We start from the raw sequence: 22,635 nt of genomic DNA, 5'->3' as shown, positions 1-22,635 counted from the left end.
CTAGTCGCGGGTGCGGACGACGAGCCCGAGGGTGTCGGCCCGCGCGGTGACCGCGGCCTCGTCGCGGTCGAGCGAGGCGGCCAGCTCGGTGAGCGGCAGACCGAGGTCGATGCCGTCGCGCAGCTCGTCGTCGTCCTGGACGGACCACCCGTCGCCCTGCACCACCGCGGTGCGCACGCTGCCCGCCGGGCCGGGGTCGGCGACCTGGCCGGTCAGGCCGCGCTTGACCGGGTCGGCGACCGGCAGGACATCGGGGGCGGTCTCGTCGAGCCGAGCGAGGGCCCCGAGCACGAGCTGGCGGTCGGTCGTCGGCCAGAACGGGGGAAGGGAGCGCTGCAGGAACCCGGCGTAGCGGGCCTTGATCATCCGGTGGTCGAGGAAGGCGACGACGCCCCGGTCGTCGGACCGTCGGATGAGCCGGCCGGCACCCTGGGCCAGCCGCAGCGCGGCGTGCGTGGCCGAGACCGCCATGAAGCCGTTGCCGCCGCGCCGGGCGATCTCCTGGGTGCGCGCGGATGCCAGGGGGTCATCGGGTCGTGGGAAGGGGATGCGGTCGATGAGCACGAGCTGGCAGCTGCTGCCCGGCACGTCGACGCCCTGCCAGAGCGTGAGCGTGCCGAAGAGGATGGTCCGGGGGTCGCGCGCGAAGTCGCGCACCAGCGTGCCGATCATGTCCTCGCCCTGGCAGAGCACGGTGAAGTCAGGCCCCAGCCGCTCGCGCATCGCCTCGCTGGCCTCCTTGGCCGCGCGCATCGACGAGAAGAGCCCGAGCGTGCGACCCCCGGCCGCCCGCACGAGCGCCTCGATCTCGTCGAGCGTCTGCGGCGCGAGCCCGTCCCGTCCGGGCGCCGGGAGGTGCTCGGCGACGTAGGCGATGCCCTGCTGCTGGTAGTCGAAGGGGGACCCGACGTCGAGGCCGGTCCACTCCGGGGCGCCCGGGCCGCGCAGACCGAGCGTGCCGGCGACGGCGTCGAAGGTGCCGCCGAGCTCCAGCGTCGCGGAGGTGAGGACGACGGTGCGGTCGCGCACCCCTTCGTCGTCGTCGGTCGCCCCGGTACCGAAGATCCGCTCCCGCATCCGCATCGCCACGCTCATCGGGGCGACCCTCAGCAGCGGTCCGCGACGCAGGTCGCGGCTGACCCAGATGACGTCCAGCTCGTGCTCCTGCAGCATGCGCGCGGCCGTGTCGTGGACCTCCTCGACCGTGACGAGCGCGACCTGCCGGGTGCCGTCGACCTGCTCGCCCTTGGGCGGCTTCATCTCCGTGAGCAGCGCGCGGGCCACGTCACGGCAGCGCCCGAGGACCATCGCGAGCGCGTCGGGGATGCCGGTGGCCAGGCGCCCCTCGGGGGCCTCCTCGAGCACCGCCTCGAGGTCGGTGGCGAGGTCGTCGAGCGCGTCCGAGGTCTCCGCGAACTTGCGCGCCCGCTTGGCCGCCGCGCGCACGCCGCCCGGCGCCAGCTCGTCGGTGACCGTGGACGTGACCCGATCGACGAGCTCGTGCGCCTCGTCGATGACGAGCACGTCGTGGTCGGGCAGCATCGGGCGCCCCTCGAAGGCGTCGATGGCCATGAAGGAGTGGTTGGTGACGATGACGTCGACGTCCTTGGCCGCCTCGCGGGAGCGCTCGACGAAGCACTCACCGACCATCGGGCACTTGGAGCCCAGGCACTCCTGCGCGGAGACCGACACCTGGCGCCAGGCCTTCTCCGAGACGCCGGGGACGAGCTCGTCGCGGTCGCCCGACTCGGTCTCGGCGGCCCACTCGCGGACCCGGACGACCTCCTTGCCGAGCCAGCCGGCGCGGGCGTCCGCCTCGCCGACGTCGAAGAGCCCGTCCTCGTCGTCGGGGAAGCCGCCCTCGACCTTGTGCTTGCACACGTAGTTGCGACGGCCCTTGACGATCGCGTAGGTCGGGCGACGCCGCAGGTGGGGGGTCAGCGCGTCGGCGAGGCGCGGCATGTCACGGTCGACGATCTGGCCCTGCAGCGCGAGGGTCGCGGTCGCGACGACCGCGGGCTTGCCGACGCGCTGGGCGTGCTCGACGGCGGGGACGAGGTAGGCGAGGGACTTGCCGGTGCCGGTGCCGGCCTGGACGAGCAGGTGCTCCTCGGTGTCGATGGCACGCGCCACCGCGACGGCCATCTCGACCTGTCCCGGGCGGGTCGATCCGCCCACTCCCCCGACGGCGGCGGCGAGCAGGGACTCAACAGTCGAGGACACCGCTCCACCCTAGATGGCCCGGCCGACATCCCGGGTCACCGATCCACAGCCGTCGAGATGGTCCACCAAAAGGTTGACCGCAGGACCAACCTCCCGCGCGATGCGGGCGAGCCCCCTTCGCCGGTGGACTGGGTGCCATGACGACGACCCTGCGACCTCACCGCCCCGACACCCCTCCACGTAGGTCCCGCGAGACCCTCGCGCAGCGCCTGACCGGCCGCCGCGGGGCCGCCCTCGTGCTCGTCCTGGCCCTCCTGCTCGTCGGGCTGGCCACCACCCTGCTCGGCACCGCGCAGGCACCGCCCCGGGGCGACGGCTACCCGGCCACCGCCGAGTCCGCGATCGTGGCCGAGCAGCTGCGGCACTTCCCCGGGAGCGGCGATGCCCCGGTCGTCCTCGTCGCGACGAAGGGAGGAGCCGCCCTCTCCCCCGCCGACGCCTCCGCCCTGGCCGACCTCGCCGACGACCTCGGCGCCACCGACGCCCACGCCCGCGTCAGCGAGGACGGCCGGGCCGCGACGGTCACCGTGCCGGTGCCCGTGACCGAGGACAGCGCCGCGGCGGTGCAGACCATCGAGGACCTGCGTGCCGACGTCGCCGAGCACGCGCCGGCGGACCTGACCGTCGAGGTCACCGGTGGGCCCGCCTTCGGTGCGGACATCGCCTCGTCCTTCGACGGCGCGGACCTCACCCTGCTCGCCGTGACCATCGGCGTGGTCGCGCTCCTGCTGCTCCTCACCTACCGCTCACCGGTCCTCTGGCTCGTCCCGCTCGTGGTCGTCGGGACCGCCGACCGGCTCGCCGGCAGGGTCACGGCGGCCGTCGGCGAGGCGAGCGGTCTCCCCTTCGACGCCGGGATCGTCTCGGTCCTCGTCTTCGGCGCAGGCACCAACTACGCCCTCCTGCTGATCTCCCGCTACCGCGAGGAGCTGCACGAGCACGCGGACCACCGCGCCGCCCTCGCGGTCGCCTGGCGCGCCACGGTCCCCGCGATCCTCGCGAGCAACGCCACCGTCGTCCTCGCGCTGGGCACCCTGCTCCTCGCGAGCGTCCCCGGCACCCGTGGGCTCGGGCTGGCCTCCGCCGTCGGCCTCGTCATCGCCCTGGTCGCCATCCTCGTCGCGCTGCCCGCCGCCCTCGCCCTGGTCGGCCGGCGGGTCTTCTGGCCCTTCGTCCCCCGCCCCGGTGACCGGCCCGGCCACGACGGCGTCTGGGCGAAGGTCGCCCGCCGCGTCGTCGCCCGCCCCGGGCCGCACCTCGTCGGTGGTCTCGCCGTGCTGGCCGTCCTCGCCTCGGGCCTCTCCGGCGCGAGCGTCGGCCTGGCCCAGGCCGACTCCTTCCGCACCGCCTCCGAGTCCGCCGACGGCCTCGTCACGGTCGGCGAGCACTTCCCCGCCGGGTCGGTCGCCCCCTTCGCCGTGACGACGCGCGAGGGGAGCACCGCGGCGACCGTCTCCGCGCTCGAGTCCGTCGACGGCGTCACCACGGTCGTCCCGGCGGGCACCGACGGCGCCGGCCTGGCCCGGCTCACGGTCATCGGCGAGCCCTCCCCCGGCACGCCTGCGAGCCTCGACCTCGCCCGCGACCTGCGCACGAGCGCCCACGCCGTCCCGGGTGCCGACGCCCTGGTCGGCGGTGGCTCCGCCGAGCTGCTCGACGCCCGCACCGCCGCCGAGAGCGACCTCACGACCGTCGCCCCCCTCGTCCTGCTCGTGAGCCTCGTCGTCCTCGTCCTGATCCTGGGCGCGCTCGTCGGTCCGCTCGTGCTCCTGCTGCTCAACGCGGCGAGCGCGCTCGCGGCGATCGGCCTCGGGGCGTGGCTCGACGAGCACCTGCTCGGACACGCGGCGCTGGACGTGCAGGTCCCGCTCCTCGCCTTCCTCTTCCTCGTCGCGCTGGGGATCGACTACACGATCTTCCTCATGCACCGGGCGCGCGCCGAGACCGGTGGGCACGGCACCCGCGAGGGGGTCGCCCGGGCGGTCGCCCGGACGGGAGCGGTCATCACGAGCGCCGGGGTCGTCCTGGCCGCGGTCTTCGCCGCCCTCGGGGTCCTCCCTCTCGTCGTGCTCGGCCAGCTCGGGCTCGTCGTCGGGCTCGGTGTCCTCCTCGACACCCTCCTCGTGCGCACCGTCGTCGTGCCCGCCGCGACGGCCCTCGTCGGCGACCGCTTCTGGCGGCCCGGGCGGGTAGCGTCACGCCGGTGAGCGCGCCCCTCGACCAGACGGTCACCAGCCGGTGGCTGCGGCTGGGCCGGCACGCCCTCCTCGGCGTGCTGGCCCTGGTCTGCGGACTCCGGGCGATCGTGGACGGGGCCCACCCGCTCGCCGAGATCGCCGCGCTCGCCGCGTTCATCGGTTGGTACTCCGTCGGCCCACGCCTCGCCCGGGCAGGCACCCGCTGGTTCCTCGTGCTGGTCCTGCTGTGGACCCTCCTCGTCCTCGTCTCCCCCGAGAACGTCTGGCTCGCCTTCCCCCTGTGGCTGCTGGCCGGCCACGTCCTGCCGCTGCTGCCGGCCGTGCTCATCTCGCTCGGCGTCTTCGTGGTCGTCGCCCTCGAGCCGGTCCGACAGACCGGCGCGGCCTCCTTCGCCGCGATCATCGGCCCCCTCATCGGCATGGTCGTCGCGCTCGGCGTCGCCTGGGCCCAGCAGGCACTCGTGCGGGACGGCATCGAGCGGCAGCGGCTCATCGCCTCGCTCTACGCGGCGCAGGAGGAGACCGCGGCCCTCACCGACGAGCTCGCCCGCGTGCAGCGTGCCGAAGGGGCGACGAGCGAGCGCACCCGGCTCTCCCGGGACATCCACGACGGCATCGCCCAGGGCTTCAGCTCGATCGTCCTGCTCGCCCGCGCGGCCGGCGCCGAGGAGGACCCCGCCCGGGTCCGCGAACTGCTCGGCCACCTCGAGGACGGCGCCACCCGCGGCCTCGAGGAGTCGCGCCGGGTGGTAGCGGCCCTCGCCCCCGCTGACCTCGACGAAGGGAGCCTCGCCGCGGCCGTGCGCCGGGTCACCGAGCGCTTCGCGCAGGAGTCGGGGGTCGAGGCAGAGGTCGTCGTCGCCGGGACGCTCCCGCCGCTGCCGACGACCGCCGAGGTCACGCTCCTGCGGTGCGTCCAGGGGGCACTCGCCAACATCCGCACCCACGCCGCCGCCAGCCGGGTCGTCGTCACCCTCGACGCGAGCGAGGAGACCGTCCGGGTCGACGTCGTCGACGACGGGCGTGGCTTCGACGCGGACGCGTGGTGGTCGTCCGGACCGAGCACCACCGGCGAAGGGGGCTACGGCCTGCGGGCGACACGAGCCCGCCTGCGCGAGGTCGGCGGCGGCCTGGCCGTCGAGTCCACCCCCGACGAGGGGACGGCCGTCTCGGCCTGGGTCCCCTCGCCCCGCACCGTGAAGGAGACACCGTGAGCGTGCGTGTCGTCGTCGTCGAGGACCACCCGGTGACGCGGCTGGGCATCGTCGCCCTGCTCGGTCAGGACGAGCGGATCGCGGTCGTCGGCGAGGCGGGCACCGGCGAGGAGGCCCTGGTGGTCGCGGAGCGAGAGCATCCCGACGTCGTCGTCACCGACCTGCGCCTCGGCGACGGGATGGACGGGGTGGGGGTGACGGCCTCCCTCCGCTCCGGGCGGGAGGCGCCGGCGGTGCTCGTCCTCACGACGTACGACACCGACCGTGACATCGTGCGCGCCGTCGAGGCCGGGGCGGCCGGGTACCTGCTCAAGGACGCGGACCCGGCCGACATCGTCGGCGCCGTCGTCCGGGCCGCGGCGGGTGGGACGGTCCTCTCGGCCGAGCTCGCCCAGCGGGTCGTCGCCCGGCTGGGCCGGCCGCGTGCGCAGCTGTCGGCGCGCGAGGTCGAGATCCTCACCGCGGTCGCCCGGGGCCTGGGCAACAAGGAGATCGCCCGCACGCTCTTCATCTCCGAGGCGACGGTCAAGACCCACCTCGTGCACGTCTTCACCAAGCTCGACGTCGACTCGCGCACGGCCGCGGTCGCGCGCGCCCGTGAGGAGGGCCTGATCAGCTGACGACCGCGGTGAGCCGGTAGCCCACGCCGCGCACGGTGACGATCCGCTCGGCGCCGATCTTCGAGCGCAGCGAGCGGACGAAGACGTCGACGACGTTGGACCCCGGGTCGAAGTCCATGTCCCACACCATGCCGAGCAGCTGCTCCCGGGAGAGCACCTGCTCCGGGTGCTCGACGAACGCCTCGAGCAGCGCGAACTCCCGCGCGGTGAGCTCCACCTCGCGCTCTGCCACGCGCGCGGTCCGGCGACGCACGTCGAGGCTGAGGTCTCCGAGGGTGAGGGCGGTGTCCGTGGCGGGTGCGGCGCCACCTTCGCGCAGCCGCAGGCGCACCCGCGCGAGCAGCTCGGCGAACTGGAAGGGCTTGGTCATGTAGTCGTTGGCCCCGCCCTCGAGGCCCGCGACCGTGTCGTCCACACCGTCACGGGCGGTGAGGATGATGACCGGGATGTCGACGCCGTCGCCGCGCAGCCGCCGCAGCACCTCGAAGCCGTCGAGGCCGGGCAGCCCGACGTCGAGCACGAGCAGGTCGAAGGCACCCGTGCCGGCGAGCGCCCAGGCCTGACGGCCGTCGGCGGTGATCGTCGTGCGGTGGCCGTTGGCGCGCAGCCCCTTGTCGATGAAGCTCGAGATCTCCTCGTGGTCCTCGGCGATGAGGATGCTGCTCATGGTGCCTCCTGGTCGTCCTGCTCGTGGCGTCCGGTGTCCTCGTCGACGGGGATGACGATCGTGAACACGGCGCCCCCACCCGGTCCGGCTCCCACGTCGACCCGACCGTCGTGCCCCTCGGCGATGGCGCGCACGATCGCCAGGCCCAGCCCGGCCCCACTGTGGCGGCGACCGTCCGGCGGCTCGCCGTGCGAGAAGCGCTCGAAGATCCGCTCCCGGTCCGCCTGCGGCACCCCCGGCCCCGTGTCCGTGATGGAGATGCTCAGCGCCCGGCCCAGGGCCGGGTCGTCGACCACATCGGACCCGAGCGTGATCGCGTCGCCGTCGTGGGTGTGCTGGACAGCGTTCTGCGCGAGCTGCAGGACGGCCTGGGTGATCCGCTCGGCGTCGAGCCTGGCGGTCCCCTCGGCGACCTGGCTGACCCGCCAGCTGCGCTCGGCCAGGGCGGAGATCTTCGCGTCGAGCGAGACCGTGAGGGCGGACAGGTCGACCCCGTCGACCGGGCGGAGGAAGTCCGGACGGTCGGCCTTGGCCAGCGCGAGCAGGTCGGTGACGATCCGGCTCATCCGGTCCAGCTCCTGGGTGACGATGCGCATCGTGGCCGCCCGCGACCGCGGGTCGTCGTCCATGAGCTCGAGGTGGCCACGGATGACGGTGATGGGGGTGCGCAGCTCGTGGCCGGCGTCGTCGACGAAGCGCTGCTCCGCGAGGAAGGCCTCCTCGAGGCGGTCCAGCATCCGGTTGAAGGTCGCGGCCAGCCCGGACACGTCGTCGTCACCGACGTCGATGCGCCGGGTGAGGTCCTGCTCGGTGATCTCCTCGGCCGCCTCGTGGACGAGGCGCACCGGGCGCAGCAGCCGACCGGCGACGAGCCAGGAGACGACGCCCGCGAAGAGGAGCGCGACCAGCGAGACGAGGGTCAGGGTGCGCACGGTGCGGTCGGCCTCGGCCCGCGCGCCCTCGGTGAAGACGGCGACGAGCATCATCGCGTCGTCACCGCCGCGCACGTCGACGACGGTGCGGGCCCACCGCATCTCGCCCGCCGGGGTGTCGGTGGTGCCCGAGGTCCGGCGCTCGGCGTCGCGGACGAGCGAGGTGTCCCGGGTGAGGTCGTACTCCTGCGGGTCGGGAGCGCCGGGACCGTACGAGGTCGTGACGACCCCCGACTGGCCGACGTAGCCGACGATGGCCTCGCCCGCCCCGGGCCGCTGGCGGGTGAGGTAGACGGTGAGGAGCCGCTCGGCGGAGGTGAAGGGCTTCGAGGTCTCGGGGTCGACGCCTTCCTCGGTGAAGGTGCGGAACTCCTCGATCTCCTGCGAGACGTCGGCGTTGGCGGCGTCGGTCACGGACCGGTGCAGGCTCTCGCGCACGACGATGATGACGCTCAGCAGGCTGACGAGGAGCATCAGCAGCATCCAGCCGACGATGGTGTCCCTGGCCAACCTGGGCCGCGGGCGGCGCTCAGCCGCCATCAGTCATCGTCGTACTCGTCATCATCCGCGTCGTCCCCGTCGTCGTCCCCATCATCGTCGTCGTACGTCGGCACCGGGGCATCGGAGCGGGTGGTGACGCTGGGCGGGGGCGTCCACGTGGGGCGCGACGACGTGGACGACGGGACGGGCTGCGTCGTCTTGGGGCTGGAGGTCTTGGGGCTGGAGGTCTTGGGGCTCGACGTCCTGGGGCTGGAGGAGGTCGAGCTCGACGTCGGGCTGGAGGGGCGCGTCTCGCTCGTCAGCTGCAGGGGGCGCTCCTGCACCGGCGGCGGGTCCGAGGGCGCGGCCGCCACGCGGAACCCGAGCAGCACCAGCAGGGGCACGCAGAGCAGTGCCGCCAGCAGCAAGCCGTCTCGTCCGATGCGTCGTCCTGTCCTCATGCCGATGACCCTAGGCAGTCCGGATGATCCGATGATGAGGACGAGATGAGGAGGTCTTCATCGATCGAGCGGGGTCAGCGGGTCGGGCACCGCGCGGGTGACGAGGTTGAGGGCCCGCATGCCGTGGAAGACGAGCAGCGCGGCGGCGGTCCCGAGCGCGATCCCGGCGAACTGCAGGTCACCGATCTGCCAGGTGAAGTCGGCGATGCCGATGATCAGCGCGACTGCGCCGGTCATGAGGTTGATCGGGTTGCCGAGGTCGACCCGTGACTCGATCCAGATCTTCGCGCCGAGCAGGCCGATCATCCCGTAGAGGACGACGCCCGCTCCGCCGAGGACGCCCGCGGGCACGGTCGCGATGGCCTCGCCGAACTTCGGCGAGAAGGACAGGAGCAGGGCGACGACCGCGGCCACCCAGTAGGCCGCGGTGGAGTAGACCCGGGTGGCCGCCATGACGCCGATGTTCTCGGCGTAGGTCGTCGTGCCGGACCCGCCGCCGGCCCCGGCGAGGGTGGTCGCGAGCCCGTCGGCGATGAGCGCGCGCCCGGTGATCGGGTCGAGGTCCTCACCGGTCATCGAGGCGACGGAGCGGATGTGCCCGACGTTCTCGGCGACGAGGACGAGGACGACGGGGACGAAGAGACCTGCCACGGCGAGGTCGAGGTGGGGCGCCTGGAAGTCCGGCATCCCCCACCAGGACGCCTCCTCGACCTTGGCGAAGATGACCTGTCCCTGCAGCAGCGCGGCGACGTAGCCGGCCGCGACGCCCACGAGGATCGCGATGCGGGAGAACAGCGTCCGGGTGGCGACGGTGACCACGAGGATGACGGCGATGGTGACCAGGGCGGTCACCGGCCCCTGCTCGACGTTGGCCTTGGCGCTCGGCGCCAGGTTGAGCCCGATGAGGGCGACGATCGCACCGGTCACCGTGGCGGGCATCAGGGCGCGCAGCCACCGGTCGCCGGCGAGCTGCACGGCCAGGCCGAGCAGCGCGAGGGCCACGCCCGCCATGACGACGCCGCCGAAGGCGGTCGCCTGGTCGTGGCTCGCCGTCGCGGCGGTGAACGGGGCGATGAAGGCGAAGGAGCTGCCGAGGTAGCTCGGCACCCGCCCGGCGGTGAGGACGAGGAAGAGCATCGTGCCGATGCCGCTGAAGAAGAGGGTCGTCGCGGGCGAGATGTCGACGAGCAGCGGGACGAGGAAGGTCGCGCCGAACATCGCGACCACGTGCTGTGCGCCGAGACCGATCGTCCGCGGCCACGACAGCCGCTCGCCGGGCCGCACGACCTCGCCGGGCCGGACCTCCCGCCCGTCGCCGTGGAGCTGCCACCCGAGGCCGAAGGGGGGTCTGCTCGCGGTGTCCTGATCGGTCTCGGTCATGGGCCGAATGCTAGGTCAGGGACGGCCACCCCTGAGGACGGACCACAGCCACGGCGTGCGCGAGGGCGTGGACAGCTGCTCGCCCGGCGGTGGCCCCTCGTCGACGTCGTCGTAGTACACCGCGTTGCCGGGGACCTGGCCGGCGAGGGTCCTGGGGTCGATGCTCTCGGCGGCGGCCCGCGCGAGCACCTCCTCCGGTGCGGCGTCACGGGTCGTGTCGTAGAGGTGCACCCGGGTCCCGAGCAGCGCGGTGAGCGCGCCGAGCCGTCGGGGGGAGATGCCGGACATGCGGTGGCTGATGGCGAGCGTCCAGCGACCGTCCGCGCCCGGGACCGGCGGGAGGATGCCCGTGCCCGAGACGGCGCCCACGGCCTCGGCCCCGTCGACCCCGCGCCCGTCCGTCAGGCCCAGTGCCTCGGCGACCTCGGCCTGCGACCGGTCGAGGACAGCGAGCCACGCGGTCCCGTGGCCGAAGGGCTCGAGGTGGGTCACAGCGAGCGCGCCATGATCACGCCGTCCCGGTCGTCACCGGGCGCGACCCGGACCGCCCCCGGCACCCGACCGACCTCCGCGTAGCCGTACCGGGTGTAGAACTCGCCGAGCCCGGTCCCGCCCCGGTAGTCGAGGGTGACGAGCTCGAAGCCGCGGTCGCGGGCCGTGCGGTGCAGGCCCGCCATGAGGAGGGCGCCGTGGTTGGTGCCACGGCGGCCGGGGTCGGTCATGACCCGCTCGAGGGTGGCGCCGTGCGCCATGAGTGCCCCGGTCGACCCGACGACGAAGCCGAAGCCCAGCAGGTCGCCCAGCGGCGAGTTGAGGGCGACGCACACCGTGTCCCCCCGCTCGAGCCTCGCCTCGTAGCCGTCGAGCACGGCCGAGACGTCCTCGCGGGAGGCGCCGGGCAGGAACCCGACCGCACCGCCAGCGTCGTTGACCGCGACCCACATGTCGAGCATCGCCTCGCGCGCCCGGGCCGGGATGCGCTCGGCGACCCGCAGGTACGGCAGCTCGAGGACCTGCCACTCCTCCCCGTCCACGGTGTGGTCCAGCTCGGCGACGTGCATCATCCCGGCGGACTCGGCGACGAGCCTGGTCGCGAGGTCGTCCGGGGCCACCCGCATGCGCAGCGGCAAGTCCGGCAACCACTCGAGGGCGTGCGCGACCGCCGCCCGCAGCGAGCGCGCGGCCAGGTCCTCGCCCCCTTCGCGCTCGAGGACGCGGATCGTCACGCGGATGAACTCGGCGTGCGCCCGGAGCCCGACGAAGCCGGCGCGGGCCCCGGCTCCGTCCTCGACGACCCAGGCGCCGTAGCCGTGCTGGTCCCAGTGCGCGCGCCAGCCCCGGACGATCTCGGCGGCACGCTCGACGGCCTCGGGGTCACCCATGAGGTCGGCCACGAGGCGGGCGTCGCCCACGACGGGGGCACGGAGGCCGAACCCGGCCGTGGTGATCGATCGCGGTGGAGGCAGCACTGCAGTCACGTGGGCCATGGTGCACCACCACCCCGGTCACTGGGACGATGGAGCCACGATGACCTCGACGACCACCGCCTCCGCCCCCTTCGCCGTCCCCGTCGGCACCGAGCCCGACGCGCTCTTCGAGCTCTTCGCGACGTGGGCCGCCGACCGCGGCACGCCGCTGTACCCGCACCAGGAGGAGGCGCTGCTCGCCCTCCTCGGCGACGACCACGTGGTCCTCGCGACCCCGACCGGGTCCGGCAAGTCCCTCGTCGCCACCGGCGCGATCGCCCACGCGCTGGCCAGGGACGAGGTCGCCTTCTACACCGCACCGATCAAGGCCCTGGTGTCCGAGAAGTTCTTCGACCTCTGTGCGACCTTCGGCCCCGACAACGTCGGCATGCTCACCGGCGACGCCTCGGTCAACGCCGACGCCCCGATCATCGTGTGCACCGCCGAGGTCCTGGCCAACCTCGCGCTCCGCGAGGGCAGCAGCGCCGACGTCGGCCTGGTCGTCATGGACGAGTTCCACTACTACTCCGAGCCAGAGCGCGGCTGGGCCTGGCAGGTGCCGCTGCTGGAGCTGCCGCAGGCGCAGATGCTCCTCATGTCGGCCACGCTCGGCGACACCCGCGCGATCGCGGCCGACCTGCGCGAGCGGACGGGGCGCGACGTCGCCGTCGTGGCGGACGCCGAGCGGCCGGTGCCGCTCACCTTCTCCTGGGCGCTCACCCCGATCCAGGAGACGATCGAGGAGATCCTCGAGTGGCGTCGCGCCCCGGTGTACGTCGTCCACCAGACCCAGGCCAACGCCGCCGAGCACGCCCGCCTGCTGCAGACGCTCAAGCTGCTCGACAAGGACGAGAAGCAGGCGATCGCCGACCGGCTCGCCGGCTTCCGCTTCTCCGCGGGCTTCGGCCGCACGCTCGGCGGGATGCTGCGCCGCGGCGTCGGCGTGCACCACGCCGGCATGCTCCCCCGCTACCGGCGTCTCGTCGAGCAGCTCGCCCAGGCCGGCCTGCTCAAGGTCATCTGCGGCACCGACACGCTCGGCGTCGGCATCAACGTGCCCATCCGCACCGTGCTCTTCACCTCGCTGACGAAGTTCGACGGCTCCCGCCACCGCGTGCTGCGGGTGCGCGAGTTCCTCCAGATCGCCGGCCGCGCGGGCCGCGCCGGGTACGACACCGAGGGCTACGTCGTCGTCCAGGCGCCGGAGCACGTCATCGACAACCACCGCGCGCTGCTCAAGGCGGGCGACGACGACAAGAAGCGCAAGAAGGTCCAGCGCAAGAAGGCCCCCGAGGGCTTCATCGTCTGGACCGAGGAGACCTTCGCCAAGCTGACGTCCGCCGAGCCGGAGGTCCTGCGCTCGCGGATGAAGGTCGACAACTCGCTCATCCTCAACCTCGTCGCCCGCCCCGGTGACCCGGTCGCCTCGCTCTCGCGGCTCACCAGGGACAACCACGAGGACGCGAAGGGGAGGTCCCGCCTCGCCCGTCGAGCCGTCCGCCTGGGGCGCAGTCTGCTCGACTCCGGTGTGCTGGAGCGTCTCCCCGAGCCGGACGAGACCGGGCGGACCGTCGCGCTGACCCTGGACCTGCCCGCCGACTTCGCGCTCAACCAGCCGCTCGCCCCCTTCGCCCTGGCCGCGCTCGACCTGCTCGACCCGGACTCCCCCACCCACGCCCTCGAGGTCGTCTCGACGATCGAGGCGGTGCTCGAGGCGCCGATGGCGGTGCTCGTCGCGCAGCAGCACGCCGCCCGAGGCGAGGCGATCGCGGAGATGAAGGCCGACGGCATCGAGTACGAGGAGCGGATGCGGCTGCTCGAGGAGATCACCTGGCCGCGGCCCCTCGCGGAGGAGCTCGAGGCCGCCTTCGAGACCTACCGGCAGAGCCACCCGTGGCTGCCCGAGGAGGCGCTCGTCCCCAAGTCCGTCGTCCGGCTCATGTGGGAGGAGGGCATGTCCTTCGCGGACTTCGTCCGTCGCTTCCAGCTCGCGCCGCGCGAGGGCCTCGTCCTGCGCTACCTCACCGACGCGTACCGGACGCTGACCCGGACGGTGCCCGAGGCCCACTCCTCACCCGCGCTCGAGGAGATCGTCGCCTGGCTCGGCGAGACCGTGCGCCAGACCGACTCCTCGCTGCTCGACGAGTGGGAGGCGCTGTCCGACCCGGACGCGGCCGCCCGGCTCGCCCAGGGCCGCGAGGCCGCCGCACCGCCGCGCCCGTTGAGTGCGCGCACCGGTCCCTTCCGCACGATGGTCCGGGGCGCCCTGTGGCAGCGCGTCGAGCGCGCAGCGCGCGACGACCTGTCCGGGCTGAGCGCCATCGAGACCGCCGCCGCCGAGCTCGCCGACGACGGCCGGACCCCGGTCATGGGGTACGACGCGTGGGACGGCGCGCTCGGCGACTACTGGGAGGAGCACGACCGGATCGCCACCGACCAGGACGCCCACGGCCCGCACCACCTGCACGTGGAGGAGGCGAGCGGCCCCGCCCCCGGGGTCGACGACGAGGACGCGCCGGACGTGCGGCTGTGGCGGGTGCGCCAGACCCTCGCGGACCCCGAGGGCGACCACGACTGGGTCATCGAGGCCGAGGTCGACCTCGATGCGTCCGACCGGGTCGGCGAGGCGGTCGTCCTGGCGAGCGCGCTGAGACGGTTGTGAGCCGATGATCCTCGTCGACCCGCCCACGTGGCCCGGATGGGGCCGTACCTGGAGCCACCTCGTGTCCGACTCCTCGCTGGAGGAGCTGCACGCCTTCGCGGGCGCCGTCGGGCTGCAGCGTCGGCTCTTCGACGAGGACCACTACGACGTGCCGGTCGAGCGATACGACGAGGTCGTCGCCGCCGGGGCCCACGAGGTCGCCGGGTCCGAACTGATCCGCCGACTCATCCGCAGCGGCCTGAGGGTCACGCAGGCGGAGCGAGCCGGGCGAGCTCCCGAGCAAGGTTGACGCGGGCCCGCGCGCTCCAGTGCGCGTGCGCGTGGTCCGTGAGGTACAGGCGCTCCCGCTCGGCGAAGGGGGTGAGCACCGCGGCCCTCCCCCACGCGAAGTCCCTCGCCCGCACGTGCCCGTACTCGGCGCGCACCTGGGCGCAGTAGGAGTCGAAGCGCTCGGTCGGCGACGCCAGGATCCACAGGTCCGCGTCGTGGAAGGCCCTGGAGACCGCGTCGTCGACGGCCATCTCGTGCGTGGCGCTGTCACGGACCAGGCGCGCCACGCGGGTGACCTCCGCCACCCGGAGCCCGAGGAGGGGCAGGCGCTGCTCCGCGAGCACCGCCGAGGCCTCCTCGGACGCACCCGGCGCGGCGGTGGTCTCGTACACCGCGTCGTGGAACCACGCGACCAGCTCCGCGAGGTGCCGGTCCTCGTCGGGGAGGTCACCCCCTTCGGCCAGCTCGTCGAGGGCCGCGAGGACCTCCGCCAGGTGCACCGGGCCGTGGTACGCGCGGTGCGGCTCGCGCCACCGCACGAGCAGCTCGTCGCCGAGCTCGTCCACTGCGGCGGGGTCCGCGCCCGGCACCAGGGCGGTCACATCGGCGTGCCATCGCTCACGCAGCGTCATCACGTGTGGGATTCTGCCCGAATGAGCGCTCCCTCCCCCTCGGGTGACACCCTCGAGTCCGTCCGGCGCGCCGGGGTCGAGACCACGGGCATCGAGATCATCGACGAGGCCGACCGCACCGCGAGGCCCTCCGACCTCTTCTGGCCGTGGTTCGCCGCGAACGTCTCCGTCTTCGGCATCTCGTACGGCAGCTTCGTGCTCGACTTCGGCATCTCCTTCTGGCAGGCGATCCTCGTGTCGGTCCTCGGGATCGTCATCTCCTTCCTGCTGTGCGGGCTCGTCGCCGTCGCCGGCAAGCGGGGCTCGGCCCCGACGATGGTCATCTCCCGGGCGGCCTTCGGCGTCCAGGGGCAGAAGCTGCCGGGCGTCGTCTCGTGGATCGTCTCGATCGGCTGGGAGACCTTCCTCGCGATCATGGCCACGCTCGCCACCGCGACGGTCATGCGCGAGCTCGGCTGGGGCGGAGGGACGCCCACCAAGATCATCGCGATGCTCGTCGTCGCCGGGCTCATCGTCGTCGCCTCGGTCGCCGGCTACCACCTGATCATGCGGCTGCAGTCGTGGCTCACCTGGGTGACCGGTCTCGCGACGGTCGTCTACGTGCTGCTGACCGTCTCGCACATCGAGTGGTCCGCGCTCACGGCGGTCGAAGGGGGGTCCCCCCAGCAGGTCCTCGGCGCGCTGATCATGGTCATGACCGGGTTCGGCCTCGGGTGGATCAACATCGCCGCCGACTGGTCGCGCTACCAGAGCCGCGAGGCCTCCTCCGGCGCGATCGTCGCGTGGAACACCTTCGGTGGCGCGCTCGCGCCGGCCCTGCTCGTCGCGTATGGCATCGGCCTGGCGGGGTCCGACGCGGACCTGCGGGCAGGCATCGTCGCCGACCCCGTCGGCACCCTCGCGACGATCCTGCCGACGTGGTACCTCGTGGTCTTCGGCGTGGCCGCCGTGCTCGCGCTCGTCTCCGGCGCGGTGCTCGGCATCTACTCCTCGGGCCTGACCCTGCTGAGCCTCGGGGTGCGGATCCCGCGCCCCGCCGCCGCCGGCATCGACGGGCTGCTGCTCACCCTCGGCACGATCTACGTGGTCTTCTTCGCCGAGAACTTCCTCGGCCCCTTCCAGTCCTTCCTCATCACCCTCGGGGTGCCGCTCGCGGCCTGGGCCGGGATCTTCCTGTCCGACCTCGCGCTGCGGCGCCGGGACTACGACGAGGTCGCGCTCTTCGACTCCCGCGGGCGCTACGGGTCGGTCGACTGGATCTCCGTCGCGACGATGGTCCTCACCTCGGCCATCGGGTGGGGTCTGGTCACCAACGCGATGCCGGACTCGACGTGGAACAACTGGCAGGGCTACCTGCTCAAGGCCTTCATGGGCACCGAGCTCGTCGAGGACCCGGCCGGGAGCTACTGGGCCGGGGACTGGTCCTACGCCAACCTCGGCGTGGTCGTGGCGCTCGTGCTCGCCTTCGTCATCACCTGGGTGGCGCGACGCGGTGTGGTGCGGCGGCAGGAGGAGCGGCTGTGACGGGCGCCGAGCGGCCCTCGCTGCCCGACCTCGACGACGCCTGGCTCGTCGTCGTCGACCCCCAGCGCATCTTCGCCGACCCTGCCTCCGAGTGGGGCTCGCCGATGTTCGACGCGGCCCTCGGCCCGATCAAGAGCCTGCGCTCCGGCTTCGGTGCCGAGCGCACGCTCGTCACGCGCTGGCTCCCGGGGACCTCACGGGAGGGCTCCTGGGGGCCGTACTTCGAGCGCTGGGCCTTCGCCGACCGGCCCGACACCGATCCGCTCTTCGACCTCGTCTCCCCCGCCAACGGGTGGAGCAGCCGGGGCACGGTCGACGTCACGACCTTCGGCAAGTGGGGCACGGCGCTGAGGCGCGTCACCGGCGAGACGCCCACGCTCGTACTCGCGGGGGTCTCAACGGACTGCTGCGTCATCTCCACCGCGCTGCCCGCAGCGGACGCCGGCGCGACGCTCGTCGTCGCCGCCGACGCCTGCGCGGGGTCGAGCGAGGAGGACCACGCGGCCGCACTGCAGGTCATGGGCCTGTACGCGCCGCAGATCGTCGTGTCGACCTCGGCCGAGGTCCTCGCCGAGCGGTAGCTCAGCCGCCGCTCACCGAGCTCCCCGCGATGTTGACCATCCACGGGACGCCGTAGCGGTCGGTGAAGGAGCCGAACTCGTCCCCCCACATCTGCATCTCGAGGGGCACCTCGACGGTGCCGCCGTCGGTGAGCCCCGACCAGTAGCCGCGCAGCCGCTCCGCCTCGTCGCCGCTGATGCTGATGGTGATGGCGCTGCCGGGCGTGGCCGTCATGCCGGGTGGCGTGTCGCTGGCGAAGATCGTGTAGCCCGCGTCGGTCTGCAGGCTCGCGTGCATCACCTGGTCGGCGATGTCGCCGGCGTCGGGCATGGATTCGCCGAAGGTGTGCACGACCAGCTCGCCGCCGAGCACGGACTGGTAGAACTCCATCGCCTCACGGGCACTGCCGTCGAAGCTCAGGTACGGGTTGAGTGTCGATGCCATGCCACCCATGGTGGCCCCGGCGCACCGACCGGCGGTAGGCCTCAGCGGGTGCGGACCGGACGCAGTCGCCGAGCGGCGTCGTGAACCGCCTCCGTGAGGCGGGTGAGGCGTGGGGTGCCGAGGGTCCAGACCTGCCAGTACAGCGGCACGTCACGGCGCTCACGGCTGCGCAGGAGCACGAGCTCGCCGGTGTCGAGGTCGTCGCCGAGCTGTGCCTCGGGGACCATCGCCCAGCCGAGGCCGGCGCGCACGGCCGCGACGAAGCCCTCCGACGACGGCACCTGCGACGTCGGCGGTTCGGTCATGACGCCCAGGTCCCGCAGCACCTCGGCCTGCAGGTCGTCCTTGGAGTTGAAGCGCAGCACGGGCATGGCAGCCCAGTCGTGGCCCCGCCCTCGGATGAAGCGCTCGGCCAGGGCCGGCGAGGCCACCGGGAGGTAGCGCATCGCCCCGAGCGGCTCCGTGCGGCAACCGGCGACCGGCGTCGGGTCGGCCGTGACCGCACCGACCACTCCCCCGCGCCGCAGGTGGTCGGCGCTGTACTCCTCGTCCTCGACCTCGAGCTGCAGCCGCGTGTCCGGCCAGCCGGCGGCGACCTCGAGCACGGGCGCGAACCACGTCGCGAGGGAGTCGGCGTTGACGGCGACCGGCAGCGCGACGTGCGTGGATCCCCCTTCGCCCAACGCGGCACGCGCCTCGTCCTCGAGCAGGACCATCTGCCGAGCCGTACGGACCAGCGACTGCCCTGCCTCGGTCGCCCGGCACGGGATCGCGCGCTCGACGAGTACCCGACCCGTGTCGCGCTCGAGCGCCTTGATCCGTTGGCTCACCGCGGAGGGAGTGACGTGGAGGGAGCGGGCCGCGGCGTCGAAGGTACCGGCGTCGATGACGGCGAGCAGGGCTCGCAACTGCTCGAGCTGCATGAAGCCATGCTAATGATCCTGAAGGATCCTTCACTGGCCTGCACGGTGGCGAGCGCCTAGCGTCGTGCCCTGTGCCCGTCTCCGCCCTCGCCGGTCTGCTCACCGGACTCACCCTCATCGTCGCCATCGGCGCGCAGAACGCCTTCGTCCTGCGCCAGGGCATCCGTCGCGAGCACCTGGCACCGGTCGTGCTCATCTGCATCGCCGCCGACGCCCTGCTCATCGGTCTGGGCACTGCCGGCGTCGGCGCGCTGGTGGGTGCCCACCCCGAACTGGTGCGCGTCGTCACGTGGCTGGGGGCGGCCTACCTGCTCGGGTACGGTCTCGTCGCCCTGCGGCGTGCCGCCCGACCGGAGACGCTGACCGCCGATGCGCCCACCTCGCGCGGGTCGGTCGTGATGACGACGCTGGCCATCACCTTCCTCAACCCGCACGTCTACCTCGACACCGTCCTCATGCTCGGGTCGATCGCCAACGGTCACGGCGAGCAGCGCTGGGCCTTCGCGGGCGGGGCCGCGCTCGGCAGCACCCTGTGGTTCTCGGCGCTGGGCCTGGGCGCACGGGCCCTGGCCGGGCCGCTCGGCCGGCCGGGCACCTGGCGGGTGCTCGACGGCGTCATCGGCGTGACGATGATCGGGCTAGCCGTGCTGCTCGTCACCAGATGAGGCGAGCCACCGCCAGCACGGTGCTCGCGGTGACGCCCACGCAGCAGACCCACCGGACCCAGAGTCCCGTCCTGGAGCGCTGGCCGTGCCCGGGCGCCCGCAACGAGCTGAGGTACCCACCGCCCGGGGCGAGGGCACCACGGTGCCCGCGCGAACGCTCGAAGGGCGCCCACGCATCGCGTGCCCGGACCGCCTGGGCGATCCCGCGCGCCGTCGGGACGACGAAGAACGCTCCGACGAGGGCGGCGGCCAGGACCGCCAGTGGTTCCACCGGAACGGGTCAGGCGACCGCGACGAAGGGGGCGAGCTCGGCCGCGAGGTCCGGGTGCACCCTGGCACTGACCCGGGTGCCGTCGGCGACGTGGTCCTCCGAGAGGATGTCGGCCTCGTCGTGCAACCGGCTGACGAGGTCGCCGCGCGCGTACGGGACGAGGACCTCGACGTCGATGTCCGGACGGGGCAGCTCGTCCGCGACGAGCGCGAGCAGCTCCGGGATGCCCTCCCCCGTCCGCGCCGAGACGGCGATCGAGTGCTTCTCGTTGCGCAGGATGCGGTCGACGACCTCGGGGTCGGCGGCATCGGCCTTGTTGATGACGATGACCTCCTTGACATCGGTCGCGTCGACGTCGGCGAGCACAGAACGGACCGCGGAGATCTGCCCCTCCGGGTCGGGGTGCGAGCCGTCGACGACGTGCAGCAGCAGGTCGGCCTCGCCCACCTCCTCGAGCGTGGAGCGGAAGGCCTCCACGAGCTGCGGGGGGAGCTCGCGCACGAACCCGACGGTGTCGGCGAGGGTGAACTCGCGCCCGTCGGCCGTCTCGGAGCGCCGCACGGTGGTGTCGAGGGTCGCGAAGAGCTGGTTGTCGACGAGCACCCCGGCGTGGGTGAGGCGGTTGAGCAATGTCGACTTGCCGGCATTGGTGTAGCCGGCGATGGCGACGGACGGCGTGCCGTTGCTGCGGCGCGAGGAGCGCTTGGTGTCACGGTGGGTCTTCATCCCCGCGATGTCGCGCTTGAGCTTGGAGATGCGCGAGTTGATGCGGCGGCGGTCGAGCTCGATCTTGGTCTCACCGGGACCGCGCGACCCCATGCCCTGGCCGCCGGCCGCCTGGCCACCGGCCTGCCGAGACATCGACTCACCCCAGCCGCGCAGGCGCGGGAGCAGGTAGGTCAGCTGGGCCAGCTCGACCTGCGCGCGGCCCTCGCGGGAGGTGGCGTGCTGGGCGAAGATGTCGAGGATCAGAGCCGTGCGGTCGATGACCTTGACCTTGACGACGTCCTCGAGGGCGCGCCGCTGGCTCGGGCTGAGCTCGGTGTCGCACACGACAGTGTCGGCTCCTTCGGCCTCGACGATGTCGCGCAGCTCGAGTGCCTTGCCGGAGCCGAGGTAGGTGCCGGGGTCGGGGTTCTGGCGGCGCTGCAGGACGCCGGCGAGGACCTCGGAGCCGGCCGTCTCGGCGAGGGCGGCGAGCTCGCGCAGCGAGTTCTCCGCGTCCTCGATCGTGCCGTCGTTCCACACCGCGGCGAGCACGACGCGCTCGAGCCGCAGCTGGCGGTACTCGACCTCGGTGATGTCCTCGAGCTCGGTGGACAGCCCTTGGACACGGCGAAGGGCGGAGCGCTCCTCGCGGTCCAGCTGGTCGCCGTCGTAGTCGCTGCGGTCGAGGAAGCCCTCGTCGTCGGCGAGCGCCTGTGCGCGTCGGGAGAGGACCCGGTCGATCGTGGCGTCGAGGCGGATGTCGTCGGCGGACGCGTCGTGGTCGTGAAGTGGTTCTGTCATGTTCTCCTCAGGATCTCACCTTCCAACGCCCACGATCCACCCATTAGTCCTGCGTGGGAGCCCGGACGTAGGCTCGGACCTCGTGTCCGCCACCCACGACGTCGTCCCCACGCCCACCGAGGACCACCTGGATCGGGGTCTGAACCCCCGCCACGTGCAGTTCATCGCCCTCGGCACCGCCATCGGCACGGGCTTGTTCTTCGGCTCCTCCGAGACCATCCAGGCCGCTGGCCCGGCCGTGCTGCTGGCCTACCTCGTCGCCGGTGCCATGGTCTTTATCGTCATGCGCGCGCTGGGCGAGATGGCCGTGCGCCACCCCGTCGCCGGGTCCTTCGCCCAGTACACCGGGTCCTTCCTCGGCCCCTTCGCCGGGTTCATCACGGGGTGGGTCTTCTGGCTCGAGCTGGCCGTCGTCGCCATCGCCGACATGACCGCCGTGGCGACGTACATGGGGTTGTGGTTCCCCGGCGTGCCCGGCTGGGTGTGGATGGTCGCCGCGCTCGTGCTCATCGGCTGCCTCAACCTCATGGCCGTGCGGGTCTTCGGTGAGATGGAGTTCTGGTTCTCCCTCATCAAGGTCCTCGCGATCCTCGCCCTGGTCGTCGGTGGCCTCGTCCTGATCTTCTGGGGCAAGGACGTCGGTGGCACCACCCCCGACTTCGCCAACCTGTGGAGCAACGACGGGTTCGCCCCCTTCGGCCTGTGGGGCATCGTCATGAGCCTGAGCGTCGTCGTCTTCTCCTTCGGCGGGATCGAGACGCTCGGCATGACGGCCGGCGAGGCGGACGACCCGGACCGCTCCATCGCGCGAGCGGTCAACACCGTGCCCGTGCGCATCCTGCTCTTCTACGTCGCCGCGCTCGCGGTGATCATGTCGATCATCCCGTGGGACGAGGTGACCGGCGAGACCTCTCCCTTCGTCGAGGTCTTCGCCGCCCTGGACATCCCCGCGGCCGAGCACATCATGAACTTCGTCGTCATCACGGCGGCCCTGTCGGCGATGAACGCGATCTTCTACGCCTGCTCCCGCACGATGTACGGCCTCGCGGAGCAGGGCCACGCGCCACGCGTCTTCCACCACGTCTCGCGCCGGGCGCACATCCCGGTCGTCCCCGTGCTCATCATGTTCGTCACCGGCGCCGTCGGCATCGCGCTCTTCCTGACGATCGAGGACCGGCTCTTCTTCTACGTCGCGGCCATCGCCACCTTCGCCACGGTCTTCACGTGGCTGATGATCCTGCTCGCCCACTGGCGGATGCGGGCGCGGATGATCCGCGAGGGCGCGCCCGACACGCCCTACCGGATGCCCTTCTTCCCGGTGCTCAACAGCATCGCGATCGTCTTCATGCTGGGCGTCATCGTGCTGCTCGCGACCACCGACTCCGGACGCAACGCCTTCTACGTGGGGGCCGGCGCGCTGGTCCTGCTCACGCTGGCGTACTTCACGCTGGTCCGCGGGGAGGGTCGGGCTCCGGTCGACCTGCCCGCGCACACCATCGAGCAGCGCCCGGACGTCGGCTCCAGGGCGTAGGC

General features: G+C 72.9%; 21 protein-coding genes. 9 read left to right on the top strand and 12 right to left on the bottom strand.

Annotated elements, in window-relative coordinates; genetic code table 11:
• Positions 1 to 2,223, bottom strand: a complete 2,223-nt coding sequence (locus JT1_RS03345) for an ATP-dependent DNA helicase (protein ID WP_068322996.1) — start codon at positions 2,221 to 2,223, stop codon at positions 1 to 3.
• A gap of 137 nt (positions 2,224 to 2,360) precedes the next feature.
• Here JT1_RS03345 and JT1_RS03340 point away from each other — a divergent pair, with 137 nt between their 5' ends.
• Genes JT1_RS03340 through JT1_RS03330 form a run of 3 tightly spaced genes read left to right on the top strand, consistent with a single transcriptional unit; the run spans position 2,361 to position 6,255 of the window.
• A complete protein-coding gene (locus JT1_RS03340; RefSeq protein WP_255218244.1) occupies positions 2,361 to 4,430 on the top strand; it encodes an MMPL family transporter in 2,070 nt (689 codons plus the stop codon).
• Complete coding sequence (locus JT1_RS03335) at positions 4,427 to 5,635, top strand: sensor histidine kinase (protein ID WP_169701829.1); 1,209 nt, start codon at positions 4,427 to 4,429, stop codon at positions 5,633 to 5,635. Before JT1_RS03340 ends, JT1_RS03335 begins: the two co-directional genes overlap by 4 nt.
• The gene (locus JT1_RS03330) at positions 5,632 to 6,255 is read left to right on the top strand and encodes a response regulator (protein WP_068322993.1); all 624 of its coding nucleotides are present in this window, start codon (positions 5,632 to 5,634) and stop codon (positions 6,253 to 6,255) included. The genes JT1_RS03335 and JT1_RS03330 overlap by 4 nt, the downstream gene beginning before the upstream one ends.
• On the opposite strand, the gene JT1_RS03325 is transcribed toward JT1_RS03330, so the two are convergent.
• Genes JT1_RS03325 through JT1_RS03300 form a run of 6 tightly spaced genes read right to left on the bottom strand, consistent with a single transcriptional unit; the run spans position 6,248 to position 11,653 of the window.
• Positions 6,248 to 6,922: a response regulator transcription factor gene (locus JT1_RS03325; RefSeq protein ID WP_068322990.1), complete on the bottom strand. Its 675-nt coding sequence runs from the start codon at positions 6,920 to 6,922 to the stop codon at positions 6,248 to 6,250. The two genes, JT1_RS03330 and JT1_RS03325, sit on opposite strands and share 8 nt — an antisense overlap.
• A complete protein-coding gene (locus JT1_RS03320) occupies positions 6,919 to 8,394 on the bottom strand; it encodes a sensor histidine kinase (protein WP_068322987.1) in 1,476 nt (491 codons plus the stop codon). Before JT1_RS03320 ends, JT1_RS03325 begins: the two co-directional genes overlap by 4 nt.
• Positions 8,394 to 8,795: a hypothetical protein gene (locus tag JT1_RS18210; RefSeq protein WP_169701828.1), complete on the bottom strand. Its 402-nt coding sequence runs from the start codon at positions 8,793 to 8,795 to the stop codon at positions 8,394 to 8,396. The genes JT1_RS03320 and JT1_RS18210 overlap by 1 nt, the downstream gene beginning before the upstream one ends.
• A 57-nt stretch (positions 8,796 to 8,852) precedes the next feature.
• Positions 8,853 to 10,175, bottom strand: a complete 1,323-nt coding sequence (locus tag JT1_RS03310) for a uracil-xanthine permease family protein (protein WP_068322981.1) — start codon at positions 10,173 to 10,175, stop codon at positions 8,853 to 8,855.
• Between the two features lie 15 nt (positions 10,176 to 10,190).
• Entirely contained in the window at positions 10,191 to 10,667 is a 477-nt protein-coding gene (locus tag JT1_RS03305; RefSeq protein ID WP_068322978.1) for a hypothetical protein, read from the bottom strand.
• On the bottom strand, positions 10,664 to 11,653 hold the full coding sequence (locus JT1_RS03300) for a GNAT family N-acetyltransferase (protein ID WP_169701827.1): 990 nt from the start codon (positions 11,651 to 11,653) through the stop codon (positions 10,664 to 10,666). Before JT1_RS03300 ends, JT1_RS03305 begins: the two co-directional genes overlap by 4 nt.
• Before the next feature lie 49 nt (positions 11,654 to 11,702).
• Here JT1_RS03300 and JT1_RS03295 point away from each other — a divergent pair, with 49 nt between their 5' ends.
• Entirely contained in the window at positions 11,703 to 14,303 is a 2,601-nt protein-coding gene (locus JT1_RS03295; RefSeq protein WP_068322971.1) for a DEAD/DEAH box helicase, read from the top strand.
• 4 nt (positions 14,304 to 14,307) lie between these two features.
• Positions 14,308 to 14,592, top strand: coding sequence for a DUF4031 domain-containing protein (locus JT1_RS03290; protein WP_068322968.1), 285 nt, complete (start codon positions 14,308 to 14,310; stop codon positions 14,590 to 14,592).
• Here JT1_RS03290 and JT1_RS03285 read toward each other — a convergent pair.
• Entirely contained in the window at positions 14,549 to 15,208 is a 660-nt protein-coding gene (locus tag JT1_RS03285; protein ID WP_169701826.1) for an HD domain-containing protein, read from the bottom strand. The two genes, JT1_RS03290 and JT1_RS03285, sit on opposite strands and share 44 nt — an antisense overlap.
• Positions 15,209 to 15,226: 18 nt before the next feature.
• Between JT1_RS03285 and JT1_RS03280 the strand changes: the two genes are divergently transcribed.
• Positions 15,227 to 16,729, top strand: coding sequence for a purine-cytosine permease family protein (locus tag JT1_RS03280; RefSeq protein ID WP_068322962.1), 1,503 nt, complete (start codon positions 15,227 to 15,229; stop codon positions 16,727 to 16,729).
• Positions 16,726 to 17,310, top strand: coding sequence for a cysteine hydrolase family protein (locus tag JT1_RS03275; RefSeq protein WP_255218243.1), 585 nt, complete (start codon positions 16,726 to 16,728; stop codon positions 17,308 to 17,310). Before JT1_RS03280 ends, JT1_RS03275 begins: the two co-directional genes overlap by 4 nt.
• Before the next feature lies 1 nt (position 17,311).
• Here the strand turns inward: JT1_RS03275 and JT1_RS03270 are convergent, their stop codons facing one another.
• Complete coding sequence (locus tag JT1_RS03270; RefSeq protein ID WP_068323458.1) at positions 17,312 to 17,734, bottom strand: VOC family protein; 423 nt, start codon at positions 17,732 to 17,734, stop codon at positions 17,312 to 17,314.
• A 41-nt stretch (positions 17,735 to 17,775) separates the two neighbouring features.
• Positions 17,776 to 18,657 carry a LysR family transcriptional regulator ArgP gene (locus JT1_RS03265; protein WP_068322959.1) on the bottom strand — a complete coding sequence of 294 codons (882 nt, stop codon included), beginning with the start codon at positions 18,655 to 18,657 and terminating at the stop codon, positions 17,776 to 17,778.
• Positions 18,658 to 18,728: 71 nt separating this feature from the next.
• Here JT1_RS03265 and JT1_RS03260 point away from each other — a divergent pair, with 71 nt between their 5' ends.
• A complete protein-coding gene (locus tag JT1_RS03260) occupies positions 18,729 to 19,322 on the top strand; it encodes a LysE/ArgO family amino acid transporter (protein WP_255218242.1) in 594 nt (197 codons plus the stop codon).
• Here the strand turns inward: JT1_RS03260 and JT1_RS03255 are convergent.
• Positions 19,312 to 19,593 carry a hypothetical protein gene (locus JT1_RS03255; RefSeq protein ID WP_068322956.1) on the bottom strand — a complete coding sequence of 94 codons (282 nt, stop codon included), beginning with the start codon at positions 19,591 to 19,593 and terminating at the stop codon, positions 19,312 to 19,314. The two genes, JT1_RS03260 and JT1_RS03255, sit on opposite strands and share 11 nt — an antisense overlap.
• Positions 19,594 to 19,602: 9 nt before the next feature.
• Positions 19,603 to 21,102, bottom strand: a complete 1,500-nt coding sequence (hflX, locus tag JT1_RS03250; RefSeq protein WP_068322953.1) for a GTPase HflX — start codon at positions 21,100 to 21,102, stop codon at positions 19,603 to 19,605.
• An 82-nt stretch (positions 21,103 to 21,184) separates the two neighbouring features.
• Between hflX and JT1_RS03245 the strand changes: the two genes are divergently transcribed.
• On the top strand, positions 21,185 to 22,633 hold the full coding sequence (locus tag JT1_RS03245) for an amino acid permease (protein WP_068322950.1): 1,449 nt from the start codon (positions 21,185 to 21,187) through the stop codon (positions 22,631 to 22,633).
• Positions 22,634 to 22,635: the final 2 nt, after the last annotated feature.

Origin of the sequence: Janibacter terrae NBRC 107853 (assembly GCF_001591405.1) — a bacterium.
Taxonomy (GTDB): Bacteria; Actinomycetota; Actinomycetes; order Actinomycetales; family Dermatophilaceae; genus Janibacter; species Janibacter terrae.
Note: the sequence above shows the minus strand (reverse complement) of the source record. Positions and strands in the feature narration are given on the sequence as shown.

What these genes read in the sequence shown, in the direction of transcription:
- JT1_RS03320 (WP_068322987.1), bottom strand. Translation starts at nt 8,394, where the DNA reads ATGGCGGCTGAGCGCCGCCCGCGGCCCAGGTTGGCCAGGGACACCATC.
- JT1_RS03265 (WP_068322959.1), bottom strand. Translation starts at nt 18,657, where the DNA reads ATGCAGCTCGAGCAGTTGCGAGCCCTGCTCGCCGTCATCGACGCCGGT.
- JT1_RS18210 (WP_169701828.1), bottom strand. Translation starts at nt 8,795, where the DNA reads ATGAGGACAGGACGACGCATCGGACGAGACGGCTTGCTGCTGGCGGCA.
- JT1_RS03340 (WP_255218244.1), top strand. Translation starts at nt 2,361, where the DNA reads ATGACGACGACCCTGCGACCTCACCGCCCCGACACCCCTCCACGTAGG.
- hflX (WP_068322953.1), bottom strand. Translation starts at nt 21,102, where the DNA reads ATGACAGAACCACTTCACGACCACGACGCGTCCGCCGACGACATCCGC.
- JT1_RS03310 (WP_068322981.1), bottom strand. Translation starts at nt 10,175, where the DNA reads ATGACCGAGACCGATCAGGACACCGCGAGCAGACCCCCCTTCGGCCTC.
- JT1_RS03280 (WP_068322962.1), top strand. Translation starts at nt 15,227, where the DNA reads ATGAGCGCTCCCTCCCCCTCGGGTGACACCCTCGAGTCCGTCCGGCGC.
- JT1_RS03290 (WP_068322968.1), top strand. Translation starts at nt 14,308, where the DNA reads ATGATCCTCGTCGACCCGCCCACGTGGCCCGGATGGGGCCGTACCTGG.
- JT1_RS03325 (WP_068322990.1), bottom strand. Translation starts at nt 6,922, where the DNA reads ATGAGCAGCATCCTCATCGCCGAGGACCACGAGGAGATCTCGAGCTTC.
- JT1_RS03270 (WP_068323458.1), bottom strand. Translation starts at nt 17,734, where the DNA reads ATGGCATCGACACTCAACCCGTACCTGAGCTTCGACGGCAGTGCCCGT.
- JT1_RS03295 (WP_068322971.1), top strand. Translation starts at nt 11,703, where the DNA reads ATGACCTCGACGACCACCGCCTCCGCCCCCTTCGCCGTCCCCGTCGGC.